Genomic DNA, 15,568 nt, shown 5'->3' with positions numbered 1-15,568 from the left:
CGCGCCGAAGCCCGCTCCCGCGGGTCCGAAGAGAATGTTGCTTGGCATCGAGGAGGTAACGACAGGTCCGGCTTCCCAGTCGCCGAACCCTCACGCGGTACCTTGATCGAGGTAACTGAGACGGTCGGTAACCCCGAGAGAAGAGAGTTCTGGCGAGATGCGAGTAGACGGACGGGAGATCCCGGTAACGGGAAGCCTCCTGCCACCACTGCACCGCCGTACGAGCGACATCATGCGGGTTGCGATCGCTGCTGTGCTGCTCGGCGGCGTGATCGCGGGATCCCTGATCACTCGAAGCCAGTGGGACGCCCTCGAAACGTCGGTGTCCAACATCGTCGGAGTTCTGTCGCCGAGCCTGTCCGACACCGTGTACCTGCTCTACGGCATCGCAATTCTGGCGCTACCGTTCGCCATCCTGATCGGCCTGATCGTCGGGCGCCGGTGGAAGTTGCTGGCCGGATACGCCGCTGCCGGTCTGTGCGCCGGTGTCGCGTTGTCCTTCACCGGAACAGGACTGGCCGCACCGAAATGGCACCTCGACGTGCCGGACCGACTCGACGCCACCTTCCTGTCTCAATTCCTCGACGATCCGCGATGGATCGCAATGCTCGCGGCGGTGCTCACCGTCTCGGGCCCGTGGCTTCCGAAGAAGTGGCGACGAGCCTGGTGGACGCTGCTTCTGCTCTTCGCTCCCATTCATCTGATCGTCAGCTCGATCGTTCCCGCACGATCGATGCTGGGTCTCGCCGTCGGATATCTGATCGGCGCGGTGATCGTTCTCGCCGTCGGCACCCCTGCCCTCGAAGTGCCGTTGGACTCGGCAGTACGCGTACTCGCGCGGCGCGGTTACCGCGTCACCGCTTTCCGCGTCGTGAGTCCCTCGGGAATCGGGCCTCTTGTCATGTCCGCCGCCATCGACAAGGCACCGGACGATGAACCTTTCGACGAACTCGTCGTCGAGTTGTACGGACAGAACCAGCGAAGCAGCGGAGCAATTCGACAGACGTTCCGCTGGATCTCGTTCCGGAACCGTGAAACTCCGCCGCCCTACGGATCGCTTCGTCGCGCCGTCGAACACCGAGCGCTCATGGGTATCGCTTTCGCCGACATCGGTTTGGCCAGCTCCAAGGCCGTCGCCATCTCGGTACTCGACCGCGGGTGGGAGATGTACGCGCGCCCGAGTCCTCGCGGCATCCCCCTTGCCGTCGCCGTCGAGAACCAAGCGGGCGAGGAAGAATCCACCAAACTCATCGACGCGCTGTGGCAAACACTGCACACCGCTCACGTGCACCAGATGGCGCACGGCGACCTGCGCGCTTCGGAGATTCGTGTCGAAGGCGGAACCATCCTCTTCGGCGGGTACGCGTACTCCGAATTCGGCGCCACCGAAGTTCAGATGCAGTCCGACAACGCACAACTTCTCTTCGCCACCGCCTCACTGTTCGGGGTCGATGCAGCGGTGGACGCCGCGATTCGAGCGCAAGGCGCAGACACGATTCTCGCCGCCTCCGGCCGATTGACCACCGCTGCATTGCCCAACCGCATTCGGCGGACCGTCACGGATTCCGCGAAACTGATGACCGAGATCCGGGACGAGGTCGGTGCCAAGAACGGGATCGAAAAGGTCGCTCCCGCACAGGTCACCCGGTTCAGTCGCAACCAACTGATCCAGCTCGTTCTGCTCATCGGTCTGGTCTACGTCGCCTACCCCTTCATCAGCCAGGTCCCCGCGTTCATCACCGAACTGAAGACGGCCAACTGGTGGTGGGCGCTGCTCGGCCTCGGCGTCTCCGCACTGACATACGTCGGCGCGGCGGCTGCCCTGTGGGCCTGCGCGTCGTCGATGGTCAGTTACCGCAACCTCCTGATCATGCAGGTGGCCAACACCTTTGCGGCGACCACAACACCGGCCGGAGTCGGCGGACTCGCGCTGAGTGTGCGGTTCCTGCAGAAGGGCGGGCTCGGTACCGTCCGTGCAACGGCCGCAGTCGCGTTGCAACAGACGGTTCAGGTGGTCACCCACGTCGGCTTGCTGATCTTCTTCTCGATCGTCGCCGGACGCGATACGAACCTTTCACACTTCATCCCGGGATCCACCGTTCTGTATCTGGCGGGCGGCGTCGCGCTCGGAGTTCTCGGTGCCTTCATGTTCATCCCGAAGCTCCGTGGGTGGCTGCGCGACGATCTGCGTCCTCAGATCACCGAAGTGTTGGGTGAACTGAGCCAACTCGCGCGAAACCCCACGCGTTTCCTCATCATCGTGGGCGGCAGCGCCGCAACAACTCTGGGTGCCGCCCTGGCTCTGTGGGCGAGCGTCGAGGCATTCGGCGGCGGAACGACGTTCATCACCGTCACCATCGTGACGATGATCGGTGGGACGCTCGCCTCGGCGGCTCCGACACCGGGTGGCGTCGGAGCCGTCGAGGCCGCCCTCATCGGCGGTCTGTCCGCGTTCGGACTGCCGGCAAGCATCGCGGTCCCGTCAGTCCTGCTCTACCGAGTCCTGACTTGCTGGCTTCCGGTGTTCTGCGGTTGGCCGACCCTGCGATGGCTGCAGAAGAACGACATGGTCTGAGCCGTTCCCGTTACTTCTGGCGAACGACGTGCGCCTGCAGTGCTTCACCGTCCTCGTCGACCCAGCCCTTGCTCTGCGCGTAGTCGACCATCGCGGCAACACCTTCGACGTCGGTGGTGCTCTCGCGAACACGGGCCACCGAGATGAAAGCATTACCACCGCTGACGTATCCGTAATCTCGAGCGTGCAAGAGCTCGTCCAGTTCGGAATCGGAGATGTCGGCAGTCACCTCGACGTGAAAGGCCTTCAGGTTATCCACATCGCGGACGCTGACGCGGCCGTTGTCCACCAGTACAAACATGGCTTTCCTTTCCTGGATCACTCACGACGGTGAGTGCGTACCGATTACACGCCGGTGACAGGTCTGTGGATCCGACTCGCAGTGCCAGGCGTCGTCCACCGATCCTGTCACGATCTTGTGGTCACCACCGTCGACTGCGGCGTCCGAAAATGTTGATCGCGAACTTCCGCGTTCCTTCGATGAGGCCGAGAACTCCGACTGCCGATCCAGTGCCACCGCGGTCATCGGTGTATCCATCGACAACGACATGGTTGCCCTGAGGATCGTTCACGAGGTCAGCCTTTGTCTGCCAACTCTCGTGCGTACTTCTTCGTCATGTGGTCGACGGCGTCGAGTTGTGCCTTGGCATGCCCTTCCCGGACGGCGCGCGCGTGAGCTGCCGCGTCGAGCGTCGCCTGCGCCTGTCCTTGGAAATGCGGAAAAACCTCCTGCGCGAACAACTCTGCCGAACGTCGTGTGTCCTGCGGGTTCGCCCAATCGTGGCCCATCTGCAGCATGCAGCCGAAACCACCGGACTGGTCCCACAGCCGTTGCACCTGACGCCTGGCCTGCTCCGGTGTGCCGATGACACCGATGCCGGCTTCGTTGATGAAGTCGATCATCTCGCTCAGGCGCGCACCGGATACGGCCATCTGGGGGAAGGCCGCCACGTGCTGGAAATAGTCGAACCACTCCTCGATGCCGTATTCGACCTGCTTGCGTGCTTCCGCCTCGGTTTCGGCGATATGGAAAGGCCCGGCAAGAGACCACTGCCGACGATCCACCGTCGTCCCGTTGACCTCCGCGCGCTCCTCCATCACATTCCAGTGGTGCGCCAAGGCGTCGAAACCGTCGGCGGACAACGTTGCTCCGATGGAGAGCAGGCCGAGACCGTGCGTACCGGCCAGGCGAGGACCGGTCGGGGAAGCCACTGCGGCCACGGTGATTTCGATGCCGTTCTCCGAGTACGGAGCGAGCTGCAGCTTGGCGTCGTACAACTCGTGAGTTCGGGTCTTCGCGGACACCGTCTCGCCACGAAGAAGGCGCACGACGATGTCGAGGTTCTCCTGCAACAACTCTCGGGTGTCCGTCGGGTTCAGACCGATCATCGCCGAGTCGGTGGGCAACGAACCGGGCCCGACTCCGAAGATGGTGCGCCCCTGAGTGAGGTGGTCCAACTGCATGATTCGATCCGCGGCCCACAGCGGGTTGTGATACGACAGGGATGTCACGCCCGTGCCGAAACGAATCCGCGGCGCACGCTGCGAGGCTGCGGCGATCATGATTTCCGGCGACGCGATGATCTCGCTTCCGGCAGAGTGATGCTCACCGAACCACGCCTCGTCGTAGCCCAACCGATCGAGGTGTTCGACCAGTTCGAGATCGCGCTGCAGTGCAGCGGTGGGATTGCGTCCGGGGACGTGGAACGGGGCCATGAAATACCCGAAACGAAGCCTGCTCATGAGTTCTCCTAGTGCTCTGGGCCAACTCCTGGCCGTGCACCGAAAACGCTATCCGCGACGTGACCGTGGTCACAGTGCACGAAAGTGGACAATCTCAGCCGCGTTGGTCGGCAAGTTTCTGCTCGTAGACCAACTTCACGAACTCGGCACGGTTGCGCACGTGCAGAACGGCGAGGATGCGGCTGACGTACTTCTTCACCGTGTCCGGACTCAGCGACAAGATCGCCGCAATTTCGTCGTTGGTGTGACCATCTGCCAACAACTCCGCGAGATCGATCTGCCTGGGCGTCAGCTTCTCTCGCCAGCCCGGCTCACGTTGGCCGGGAAGCGTCTGACACAACAGCGACAACTGCCTGCCCAAGATGCCCAAACCCGCGATGTCGCGCCCTGACAGATCCTTGCCTTCGGAATCGAAGATTCCCACCAAACCGTGACCACCGTGGGCGAGCTCGAGATGCATCACCGACGCACTGTGCAGTCGCTTGCGATAGAGAAAATCTCGCAGGTAGGTCGCCGACTGCGAAGGGACATCGGCCAACTGCGTGTGCGTGATGGCCGGGGAGGCCAACAGCGTCGCCCGTGATTGTGCCGTCGCAAAGACGTCGTCGAGGTACCAATGCGCTTGGTACTCGTCGAGGATCGGCGTGATCCGCCCGGTCGTCACCGGATTCGGATCGGCGAAGGCAGTCGTGAAGGTAGGCCCGGGAAGGAACGTGGTGTTGGGGCAGCCGTAGTGATCGTGCAACGCCACCATGAGGAGGTTCTTGAGCTGATCGAGCGTTCTCGCCGCCGAGCAGTAGTCGAGGATGGCGAAGACACGGTCGTAGTCCGCCGCAGACAAAGCCACGTCACCGCCACCACGCACGCCTACCACCTCGCCGGAACTATGATCTAGATCACTCATCGAACAGCATAGGCACTGCGCTCGTGAAACGGACAAGTTCGTCGCCTACCTGCACTGTTGAGGTCGATACCGGATACTGACCCCTATGTCGGAACTCGGAAAAGAACCAGACGAGAAGCAGAAGGCAGTGCTGGAGCGGCACGCGTCGTGGATCGAATTGTTCTTCGACCTCGTCGTGGTTGCCGGTATCGGTCAGCTTGCTCACCTGCTCCACGGTTCGCCGTCGTGGTCGGATGTCGCGCTCTACGCCTTGCTCTATCTCGCGTTCTGGACCGCGTGGGCGACGTTCACGATGTACGGCAACGTCGCCGGCGATCGCGTCCGCATTCCGAGCATGCTGATCGCCATGTTCGGGCTCGCCGTCATGATGGCGGCAGTGGCCGGTATCCACGACAACCATGCGCTGGCCTTCGCTGTCGCCTACGTAGCCGTGCGTCTGCTGGCGAGTCGGGTGTGGCACAACGGCCAGATCGTCGTGGACTGGCCGATCGCCCAGATGTCGCTCGGTGTGATTCCGTGGATCGTCTCGTTCTGGTTCGAGGGCGACACCCGCTTCTGGCTCTGGACTGCCGGCGTCACCATCGACCTGCTGATCATGTTCGTCGTCTCCGGCAGCGCGATCATGGAAGACGCGCAGGAAAAGCTCGACCGCATCATCAAGGTGCGCGGGTTCAAGGACGACCGGATGCCCGAACTCGAAGCCCTGCACTCCGATCGGGCGCATCTTGCCGAGCGGCTGGGGCTGTACGTCATCATCGTATTGGGCGAGGGTGTGATCCTCGTGATCTCGGCGGCCTCGAAGCTCACCTGGGACTCGACCGTGGTCAGCCTCGCCGTCGGGTCGTTCGTTCTGCTGTCCGGCATGTGGGCGCTCTCGCTTCTCTACGGTCACGCCGGTGTTCCGCACCTGCAGCCCGAGAAGTTTCCCGCTCGCATCGACATGGCCCTGCACTGTTTCACCACCGGGGCTATCGCGGTTCTGGTCGCAGGACTCGGAGCGGCGACCGAACACGGCGCGGAACACACGCCCGCGAACCTGCGGTGGCTGTTGTGCGGAAGCATCGCAGTCTATTTCGGAATCAGCATGGTGGCGGGGCTGTTTGCGCGATCGGACCGACGGTGGCTGCTCGGCTGGGCACTCCCCTGCACAGCCATCCCCGTCGTCATGGGCATCGTCGGCACGCACATGAGCTCGACGTGGATCATCTGGGTACTGGTCGCCACCGTCACCTGGCAGAACGGCTACGAGTACGCGCAGGTGCGGCGGTCGCGCCGCTCTGCTGTGCGCCTTTATTAACCCCCCGCGGTTAATAAAGGCGCACAGCGGGGACGGTCTTTACCCTCACCGCCGGGTCGAAGCGATAGGGCTGCGCCAACAGAATTCCGGCCAATCGCTTACGCAACCTCGACATCTCGGCCCGGACGGTCACCGTCTTGCGCGGATCGCCGAACAACTGTGAGGCGAGCTGCGAGGCCGTGAGACCCTCGTGCGCCTGTGTCAGAGCCACGAGGATCTGCGAATGGCGCGGACTGAGGTCGATACTCCAACGCCCCATTGCCGAGGAGTACCGCAGTTCCATCGCGTTCGGATCTCGCAAATCCAATTCGACTTCGGCACACACCGTTCCGGACGCCGGGTTCACTCGAGGGCGGATGAGCCACCCACCCGGAAGCGGCTCGCACATACACAATCCGAGCGTCGGGAGCCAATGCTCGCCGCTGCTCATCACTTTCGGCAGTGCGATTCGGTAGATCGGCGCCATCGAGTCCACCGCCGCGACCCAGCCGTTACGGTCCACGACCACGGTCGGCTGACTCGCGCGAGCCAGTGTCGACGCCGAGATCATCCGGAGCTGATCCAATCCGATTCGATGTTTCTCCCGCAGTGCGGATTCCGCCAGCCTGGCTACGCTGTCCACCAGTGCGAGAGTCGACGGGTGAACTGTGTCTGCTGCGCCGGCGACGTTGACGACGGCGATGGCCCGGCGACTACGCGGATCCCGAACCGTCGCCCCCGAGCAGGTCCACGGATGCTGCGAGCGCGAGTAGTGCTCGGCCGAGAACACCTGCACTGCCGAACCCGAAGCCAACGAGGTACCGATTCCGTTGGTACCTACAGCTTCCTCGGTCCACGACGCGCCCTCGATCATTCCGAGGCGTTCGGCCCGATCCAGCATTCGACTGGGCCCGCGGCGCCAGAGGATGCGTCCGTGGCGGTCCGCCACCACGATCAGATTCGCGTCGTCCGGGCCGACCAGCGGTGCCAGGCCTTGTACCGCCTCGTCCAATATCTCCGTCATTCCGGCGGCGCGCCGGCTCTCTTCGATCTCGGATTCGCGTCCGGTCCTGGTGATCGAGCACCGCTCCGGATCGAGTCCGAGTGCGCGCAGCCGCGACCACGAATCGGCGATCACGGAGCGCGGGCGTGCGGGCGGTTTACGCCCCGACATCGTTGCTTCGTACACGGATTCGAGAACACGTGCGTACTGCGCCGCGTCTTCACCACTACCCAGGGCCGGTTCGAGTCGATTCGTTGCGCCGATCACACTCCAGTCCTATGTGATGGGGTCACCGAAAGCGAGCGTTGCACCCGGTTGCAGAGTTGTCCGCGTGCGTGAACGTAGGACGACGTTCACGCACGCGAACGGTGCTCACGCGTTGAGGGGTCTCCCCAACGCCGAGAGCACAGACTCGTGCATTGCCTCCGAGAGCGTCGGATGAGCAAACACGACCTCGGCGAGATCCTCACCGGTGGCTTCGAGGGATCGAGCGATACCGAAACCCTGAATCTGCTCGGTCACATCCGGACCGACCATGTGCGCGCCGAGCAGTTCCCCGGTATCGGCGTCGAAAATCGTCTTGACGAAGCCTTCGGCCTCGCCGATCGCCAATGCCTTGCCGTTCGCCTGAAGGTCGAAGTGTCCGACCCGCAGCGTGCGACCCGTACCGGCGCACTGCTTCTCCGTCAGACCCAGACTCGCCACCTGTGGGCGGGCATACGTGCATCCCGGAACGAAGTCACGATCGAGAGGATGAACATCGGTCACGCCCGCGAGCTTCTCGACGCACAGGACAGCTTCGTGACTCGCCTTGTGCGCCAGACATGGAGCGCCCGCAACGTCACCGATGGCGTAGATCCCGAAAGCACTGGTACGGCACCACTGGTCCGTGACGATCGCACCGCGCTCGATCTCGACGCCCAGAGCCTCCAACCCCAGATCCTCGACGTTGCCGGTGATCCCGGCCGCCACCAACACCCGGTCCACGGTCAACGTCTGGACACCGTCGCTCGTCTGCACGCTCACCTCGACGGCATCGGCTCCGACAGTCACGGCCGACACCGAGGCTCCGGTGTGAATCGTGATGCCACGCTTCTCGAACTGCCTGCGAACGAACACCGAAATCTCTTCGTCCTCGACCGGCATGATGTGTGGTGCCATCTCGACAATGGTCACCTCGGTGCCGAGATCGCGGTACAGGCTGGCGAATTCGACTCCGATCGCGCCGGACCCGATCACGAGCATCGACTTCGGCAGTTCCTTCGGGACGAGCGCCTCGAAGTAGGTCCACACCCGATCACCGTCGGGGACAACCCCGGGAATCGAACGCGGACGGGCGCCGGTTGCAATGATCACGTGGTCGGCTCGATACGTCTGACCTTCCACGGACACGACGCCCTTGTCCACCAACTTCGCGGTGCCTGAGATGACGTCGACGCCGTTCTTCTTCATCAGATAGGCAACACCGCCGGACAATCTCTCCGAAACCCCTCGGCTGAACGACACCAACTTCGAGATGTCGAACTGGACAGACGCCGAACTGAATCCGTATTTGTCGAGTTCGCTCAAGGTATGCGCGACGTCCGCGCCGTGAAGCATCGCCTTGGTGGGGATACAACCCCAGTTGAGGCAGATGCCTCCCAGGCGATCACGTTCTACCAGCGCTACGTTCAACCCCAACTGGGCGGCCCGGATCGCCGCCACGTAACCACCGGGGCCACCACCGACGACAAGAACGTCGTACTTCTTCGACGTATTGCTCTCCACCACAGCCCCTTACACCAACATCAGCGCGGGAGAAGAGACAAACCGTTGGAGTTCCCGAAGGAAGGTCGCACCCAACGCTCCGTCGATCACCCGGTGATCGCACGAGAGGGTCACGGTCATCACCGTCCGAACCGAAACGGTGTCACCGACCACCACGGCCCGCTTCTCCCCCGCACCCACGGCGAGGATCGCTCCCTGGGGCGGATTGATGATCGCGTCGAATGCCTTGACCCCGAACATACCGAGGTTGGACACCGTGAAAGTTCCGCCCTGGAATTCTTCGGGACGGAGCTTGCCGGTCTTCGCCTTGGTGGCCAACGAGAGCACCTCACCGGAGATGTCCGCCAACGACTTGGTATTCGCACTGCGCACGATGGGCGTGATCAGCCCGGTCGGAAGTGCAACTGCCACCGAGACATCCGCCGACGCGAATCGAAGGACCGCTTCGTTCGCGGCATCGTACTGGACGTTCACGTCCGGCACCTTCGTCAGCGCAGCGGCGCAGGCCTTCACGATGAAGTCGTTGACCGACAGCTTGACTGCCGGAACGCTCGCATTGATCTCCTTGCGCAGAGCGAGGAGCGCATCGAGCTCGAGATCCGCCGTGAGCCGGAAATGGGGTGCCTGCTGCTTGGACGCCTGCAACCTACCGGCGATTGCCGATCGCATGGGTGTGAACGGAATTGTGGCGTATTCCGGTTCGACAGCAACGGTTCCCGGCTCGGCCGCCGCATCAGGTAGGAGCTGCGCGGAACGGGCGGCGTCGTGCACGTCGGCCACGCAGACGCGCCCCCTCGAACCCGTCGGACGACAGTCGTGGAGATTGACGCCCAGCGATCGGGCAGTTCTGCGTGCGACCGGAGTGGCAGGCACGGCACTGTCGTCGGCGGTCGATCGCAGCGGAAGGCCGGATCTCGTGGCCGGCGCCACCGGCGCAACAGTGCCACCGGCGTCACGAATCGCGTCGTCGATGTCTCGGACACTGATCCGTCCGAGTGGGCCGGTACCCACTACGGCGGCGAGATCGATTCCGAGCGCTTCGGCACGTCGGAGTGCTCGAGGACTCGCAAACACGTCGCTCTGCGTCGTGCCCTGCAGAACACTCGGTACGACGGTGGAACCGGTTGGTGCAGGTTTCGCTGCAACAACCACCTTCGCAGCGGGTGTAGCCGTAGGTGTCGCGGGAGCCTCCGGTTCGGCAGCTGGTGACGGTGCCGGCTCTTCCGCCGGCGCGGTTGCGCCGCGAGCGGCGAGGAAATGCTCGATCTCCGCATCCGTCGTGGACGCATCGGCGGACACACCGATCACGGCACCGACGGGCAGAGTCTGCCCCGGTATGCCGACGATCTTGCGGAGAACACCGTCGAACGGTGCCTCCAGCTCGTTGGTGATCTTGCTGGTCTCGATCTCACAGATCAACTGGCCCTTGGTGAACGAGTCACCTTCCTCGATGAGCCATGCGTTGACCAGCCCCTCCTCCATGGAGAGCCCCCACTTGGGGATGTCGATAGCTTTGATATCGGCCATGATCAGGCTCTCACCAGCTTGCGAACCGACTCTTCGATGCGCGCCGCGTCAGGCAGCCAGGCTGTTTCGAGAGTCGGTGAGAACGGAACCGGCGTGTGCGGCGGCGTGATCAGTTCGATCGGCGCCTTCAGATAGTTGAATCCCTTGGTGGCGATCAGTGCGGCCACATCGTGCCCGAAACCGCAGCGTGCGGCAGATTCGTCGACGATCACCACGCGTCCGGTCGACGCAACGGATTCGAGGATGCCGTCCTCGTCCAATGGCGAGACGGTACGAGGATCAACGACCTCGACCGAAATACCCTCAGCTGCCAGCTTGTCCGCTACGTCGTTGGCGCGGTTCACCATTGCGGACAACGCAATGATCGTGACGTCGTCGCCCTGCCTGGTGTAGTTGGCGACGCCGAACGGAATCGCGTAGGGCTCGTCCGGCACTTCGCCTTTGAGGTCGTAGAGCACCTTGTGCTCACAGAACACAACGGGATCGTCGTCCCGGATAGCCTGGATGAGTAGGCCTTTGGCGTCGTAGGCGTTGGACGGGGCGACCACCTTCAGGCCGGGCACCGCGGCGAACACGTTGTACGGAGACTGAGAGTGCTGCGCAGCGGCGGAGAAACCGGCGCCGATCATGCCTCGCACCACCAACGGGGTTCTGGCCTTGCCTCCGAACATGTAACGGAACTTGGCGGCCTGGTTGTAGAGCGCGTCGTAAGAAACTCCGAAGAAGTCCATGAACATCAGTTCGGCGACCGGCCGCAGCCCGGTCAGTGCTGCTCCCGCGGCCATTCCGATGATCGCGGACTCGGTGATCGGAGTGTCGATCACACGTTCCGATCCGAATTCCGTCCACAGGCCCTTGGTGACACCGAGGACACCGCCGAACGCCTCGATCTTCTTCGTTTCCAGATCGGGATTGGTACCGGCATGCCCGCCCCGTACGTCCTCACCGATGAGAACGACGCTCGGGTCGCGTTGCATTTCTTGGGCGATGGCCTCTTTGACGGCCTCGCGGTAGGTCTTCTTCGACACGTTCTCGGCTTCCACGCTTGTCATCTCGGGCTCCTCAGTACGACACGTAGACATCGGTCAGCAGATTCTCGACGGGCGGGTACGCCGCGGCGCGCGCCTTCGCAACCGCCTCGTCCACCAACACTCGCGACTGCTCGTCCACCGCGTCCAGATCAGCGGCACTGACCTTCTTCGTATCGACACTGCTACGGAAATTCTGGAGCGGATCCTTGGTTTCCCGCAGGTGCGCAACCTGTTCCGCCGTGCGGTAAAGCTGTGCGTCACCTTCGAAGTGACCGTGCCAACGGAATGCCGCCGCCTCGATCGTGGTGGGTCCGCCGCCAGACCTGGCGCGCTCCGATGCTTCCGCCATCGCGTCGTAAACCGCGAAGAAGTCGGTGCCGTCCACCTTGACGGCAGGCATTCCGAAGGATGCAGCGCGGGCGGCGATGTCGGGTGCGCCCACCGCGTAGTCGGTTCCTGTTGCTTCACCGAATCCGTTGTTCTCGATCACGAAGACGATCGGAAGATCCAGCACCACAGCCATGTTCATCGCCTCGAAGACGGTTCCCTGGTTGGATCCGCCGTCTCCCGTGAACGAAGCAGCGATGACGCCGTTTCGGAGTGTCTTGCCACTCAGTGCTGCACCGATCGCCAACGACGGCGCGCCGCCGACGATTGCATTGGCGCCGAGCATTCCCACGGACAAGTCGGCGATGTGCATCGAACCGCCCTTGCCGCGACACAGGCCGTCGTCCTTGCCGAAGATCTCGGCCATCATGCCGTTCAGATCGCACCCCTTGGCAATGCAGTGCCCGTGACCGCGGTGCGTGGACCCGATGTAGTCGGCGTCGCTCAGGTTCTCGCACACTCCCACGGCGATGGCTTCCTGGCCCGAGTACAGGTGAATGAAACCGGGGATGTCGCCGGTTGCATTCTCTTCGTGCAATCGATCCTCGAACGCTCGGATGCGCGACATCTTCTCGTACGCCTTCAGCAATGCATCCCGGTCCAACCCTGAATGAGGCTTGGCCCCGGTCTTTTTCGATCCTGGCGTTGTCGGCCTCTGCGCCGTCCGTTGAACCACCGTCACACTCCTCGTTCTCGATCACTCGTCGCCATGCAGTGTCGTGTAGGTCACGGGCGAAGGGAAAGAGTTGCGTGAGGTTGCCAGGAGTTGCGAAGGGTTGCAGCTGTTGACTTTCGAGGTTGACTCAGGCGCCGCTGAGGCTGCCGCGTCTGATCTTGACCAACGCACGGTGTTGGACGAGTTCCACGGCGCTCGTTGTCGTTCTCAACGACAGCGCCGTCTCGCTCACGTCGAATCCGACAACGATGCGAGCTACGAGAACATTGCGTTCGACGGCCGACAGGTCGCCGAACGGCAGAGTGATTCGACTGGATGCAGGTAGTGAGTCGATTTCACGACTGACCGCGTCGTGCAGAAATGCGAGGAATGCTTCGCCGCCTCGTCTTCGTCGCTGGAACTCGGCCAGAATCGACCGGCAGATCCCGGCGGCAATACGGTCAGCATCGACCGGTCGCAGTTCGGCACGACAACGTCGCGTCACCACAGGCACGACGCGTTGAAGGAGTTCCGCGATCGCTCCCCGATCCCCGCGAGACGCATCGTCGGCAACACTGTCGATCGAACGCCCACCTGCCCTGCTTGCCATTCGGATCTCCCCCTGGTTAGGCCTTCGGACGAATTCCCGACTACTGCTTCGGTTTCGAACTCGCTAAGGGCGGATCGGTTCGGGGCAGTCTCCGGTTTGTTCCCCGATGATGTTGATCTCGGCATTGGAACGCGGGTCGGCGCCGTAGTTGATCTGGTCGGTGCACTTCTCGGGGGGCTCGATCGCACCGGGCGGGAGCGGTGCCGGGCACGAACCCATCCGCTCTCCGATGCTGTTGATCTCCGCATCCGATCGAGGATCGCCGACGTAGTTGATCTGATCGGTGCACTTGGTCGACCCGGTACCTTGACCGGGGGCCGCAGGCGCAACCGCGCTGGTCGAGACCGGGGTCCAGGCCGGTGCTGCTCCACCCTCCGCGATTCCGGGGGCAGATGCGTCCGTACCGCCGCCCACCGAGTTCGAGCTTTCGACTGTCTCCGAAGTGGTCGCTGCGGTCAGTGGCGATGGGGTCGTGGACGCCGCGACCACCGCCGTGGTCGTCGCGCGTTCGGGTGCCGTGGTGTCTTCACCCGAACATGCCGTCATCGCGCACACCGCTCCGATCGTCAGTACCGCGAGCAGCACTCTCAGGCGCCGAGTCCTGTTGGTCAGCAATACTTCAGGCATTTGCTCTCACCCTCCTCGATACGCGAATCAGGTCGTCCCACCCAGCGGTGAACATCGACCTGACTCACTCTAGAAGCCTGATTCCATCGGTTTCGTAACAGAAATCCGGCGGTCGGGTACCAACTCTCGACGGTCCCGACATTCATACGATTACGTAACGGTGGGTGGTGAACCCTCGATATCGAGATCACGTGTGATCGTATGAAAAGCGCATATGCCGATGAGACAGTTCGCAGCGGCCGGGGAGGGGAAAGTGTTGTATCGGAATAAGATCTGCGGCGGTCGAGCAGGCCGCACTCGCAGGCTGTTCGGTACGGCGCTCGCGACAGCGGCCCTCGGAACTTCAGTGCTCGCCGGATGCGGGTCCACCCAGGGCGTTGTGATCGAAGGCGACGTCGCTTCCACCGGGTTGCCCGTCACGCAGCCCGCCGACCTGGCAAGACGGGTTGCCGAGAATTCGAGGTTGGGCCGTGCGCTTCTCGACGATCCTGGGGTGTCGGAGGGTGTGAAGACAGAACTCCGATCGTGCCCTGACTGGTATCCGATCTCGGTCGGATCCATCCTTCTCGACCCAGGCGCACCTCGTATCGTGCCGGAGACCGAGCTCGTCGTCATGAACGTGTATCCGTGCCAACCGGCCCACCAGCCCGGTACCGGAGTGTCGATTTCCGTCAACCTTGCCGGCTATGTGTACCGCAGCGGCAAGGCCGGTTCGAGTGAAGACAATCCTGAGCTGGGTGAGCGCCTGTTCTCTGTCGAAGAGCGCGGAAAGTTCATCGTCAGCGGTCAACGCGCCGCGAGTTTGTCGGTCCTGGAAACGGATCCGCGGCCACCCGAGTTCGAATGTTGCCCGCGTCCGCCGCTGCGGACCGAGTTCCATTGGGACGGGATGGAGTTCGTCCGTGATTGATTCTCGCCGGGCGCTGCTCGCCGGTGTTTGCGTACCGCTCGTGATTGCTCTCGCCTCCTGTTCCACCGAACCCGAATCCGAACCTGCTCCGAATATCGCTGCATCACTCGACCCTTCGGATCTCTCGCAGGGCTTGAGCATCGATCCTGTTGCCCTCATCAGAGCAGACCCGGAGGTGTCCGATGTGGTCAAAGACAGCCTCCGACTGTGCGGTGATGCGAACTTCCCGTACGAAATCCGGTACTCCCACGTGACGGATGCCGTATGGCAGGATGCCGTCGTCAACGTCTTCACCTGCGACGCTGCCGGTATCTGGGGACGACCGGCGCCACCGGTCAGCTTCATGGTCGCCGGATTCGTCTACCAGATCGACGAATCGGGCGCTCACAAAGTCTTCGGAGTGCAAGACCCAGGACGCTACGTCGTCGGCTCAACCGGAGGATTGTCGGTCATGGTCGACCTGTGCAAAGACCCTGGCATTCCGGAGTTCTGTCAATCGTCGACTGCATACAAGTGGACCGGTGAAGGGTTTGAGAGTGTTCCGTTCCCATGA

At 62.9% G+C, this 15,568-nt stretch carries 15 protein-coding genes; 4 read left to right on the top strand and 11 right to left on the bottom strand.

What is annotated here, in order from left to right; genetic code table 11:
- Positions 1 to 157: 157 nt before the first annotated feature.
- Entirely contained in the window at positions 158 to 2,575 is a 2,418-nt protein-coding gene (locus G8767_RS03690) for a lysylphosphatidylglycerol synthase transmembrane domain-containing protein (RefSeq protein ID WP_095971259.1), read from the top strand.
- 10 nt (positions 2,576 to 2,585) lie between these two features.
- Here the strand turns inward: G8767_RS03690 and G8767_RS03685 are convergent, their stop codons facing one another.
- The 4 genes from G8767_RS03685 to G8767_RS03670 form a co-directional block, all read right to left on the bottom strand.
- Positions 2,586 to 2,876: a hypothetical protein gene (locus G8767_RS03685; protein ID WP_095971305.1), complete on the bottom strand. Its 291-nt coding sequence runs from the start codon at positions 2,874 to 2,876 to the stop codon at positions 2,586 to 2,588.
- Between the two features lie 121 nt (positions 2,877 to 2,997).
- Entirely contained in the window at positions 2,998 to 3,147 is a 150-nt protein-coding gene (locus G8767_RS03680; protein ID WP_166809356.1) for a hypothetical protein, read from the bottom strand.
- A 4-nt stretch (positions 3,148 to 3,151) separates the two neighbouring features.
- The gene (locus tag G8767_RS03675; protein WP_166809355.1) at positions 3,152 to 4,318 is read right to left on the bottom strand and encodes an LLM class flavin-dependent oxidoreductase; all 1,167 of its coding nucleotides are present in this window, start codon (positions 4,316 to 4,318) and stop codon (positions 3,152 to 3,154) included.
- Between the two features lie 94 nt (positions 4,319 to 4,412).
- Positions 4,413 to 5,222 (bottom strand): helix-turn-helix transcriptional regulator, encoded by an 810-nt coding sequence (locus tag G8767_RS03670; protein WP_166809354.1) that lies wholly within the window; start codon positions 5,220 to 5,222, stop codon positions 4,413 to 4,415.
- 85 nt (positions 5,223 to 5,307) lie between these two features.
- Here G8767_RS03670 and G8767_RS03665 point away from each other — a divergent pair, with 85 nt between their 5' ends.
- Positions 5,308 to 6,519, top strand: coding sequence for a low temperature requirement protein A (locus G8767_RS03665; protein WP_166809353.1), 1,212 nt, complete (start codon positions 5,308 to 5,310; stop codon positions 6,517 to 6,519).
- A gap of 10 nt (positions 6,520 to 6,529) precedes the next feature.
- Here G8767_RS03665 and G8767_RS03660 read toward each other — a convergent pair whose 3' ends face one another.
- From G8767_RS03660 to G8767_RS03630, 7 genes are all read right to left on the bottom strand, one after another.
- Positions 6,530 to 7,768: a helix-turn-helix domain-containing protein gene (locus G8767_RS03660; RefSeq protein WP_166809352.1), complete on the bottom strand. Its 1,239-nt coding sequence runs from the start codon at positions 7,766 to 7,768 to the stop codon at positions 6,530 to 6,532.
- 105 nt (positions 7,769 to 7,873) lie between these two features.
- Positions 7,874 to 9,271 (bottom strand): dihydrolipoyl dehydrogenase, encoded by a 1,398-nt coding sequence (gene lpdA, locus G8767_RS03655; RefSeq protein WP_124567558.1) that lies wholly within the window; start codon positions 9,269 to 9,271, stop codon positions 7,874 to 7,876.
- A gap of 6 nt (positions 9,272 to 9,277) precedes the next feature.
- On the bottom strand, positions 9,278 to 10,795 hold the full coding sequence (locus tag G8767_RS03650) for a 2-oxo acid dehydrogenase subunit E2 (protein ID WP_166809351.1): 1,518 nt from the start codon (positions 10,793 to 10,795) through the stop codon (positions 9,278 to 9,280).
- A 2-nt stretch (positions 10,796 to 10,797) separates the two neighbouring features.
- Positions 10,798 to 11,847 (bottom strand): alpha-ketoacid dehydrogenase subunit beta, encoded by a 1,050-nt coding sequence (locus G8767_RS03645; RefSeq protein ID WP_070385568.1) that lies wholly within the window; start codon positions 11,845 to 11,847, stop codon positions 10,798 to 10,800.
- A gap of 10 nt (positions 11,848 to 11,857) precedes the next feature.
- Positions 11,858 to 12,781, bottom strand: a complete 924-nt coding sequence (locus tag G8767_RS03640; RefSeq protein WP_166809491.1) for a thiamine pyrophosphate-dependent dehydrogenase E1 component subunit alpha — start codon at positions 12,779 to 12,781, stop codon at positions 11,858 to 11,860.
- A gap of 235 nt (positions 12,782 to 13,016) precedes the next feature.
- On the bottom strand, positions 13,017 to 13,478 hold the full coding sequence (locus tag G8767_RS03635; RefSeq protein WP_166809350.1) for an RNA polymerase subunit sigma: 462 nt from the start codon (positions 13,476 to 13,478) through the stop codon (positions 13,017 to 13,019).
- A gap of 63 nt (positions 13,479 to 13,541) precedes the next feature.
- A complete protein-coding gene (locus G8767_RS03630) occupies positions 13,542 to 14,105 on the bottom strand; it encodes a hypothetical protein (protein ID WP_166809349.1) in 564 nt (187 codons plus the stop codon).
- Between the two features lie 253 nt (positions 14,106 to 14,358).
- On the opposite strand from G8767_RS03630, the gene G8767_RS03625 reads away from it, so the two are divergent.
- Positions 14,359 to 15,015, top strand: a complete 657-nt coding sequence (locus G8767_RS03625; protein ID WP_235170108.1) for a hypothetical protein — start codon at positions 14,359 to 14,361, stop codon at positions 15,013 to 15,015.
- Positions 15,008 to 15,568 carry a hypothetical protein gene (locus G8767_RS03620; RefSeq protein ID WP_095971269.1) on the top strand — a complete coding sequence of 187 codons (561 nt, stop codon included), beginning with the start codon at positions 15,008 to 15,010 and terminating at the stop codon, positions 15,566 to 15,568. The genes G8767_RS03625 and G8767_RS03620 overlap by 8 nt, the downstream gene beginning before the upstream one ends.

This window comes from Rhodococcus sp. IC4_135, assembly GCF_011602025.1.
Taxonomy (GTDB): Bacteria; Actinomycetota; Actinomycetes; order Mycobacteriales; family Mycobacteriaceae; genus Rhodococcus_F; species Rhodococcus_F baikonurensis.
Note: the sequence above shows the minus strand (reverse complement) of the source record. Positions and strands in the feature narration are given on the sequence as shown.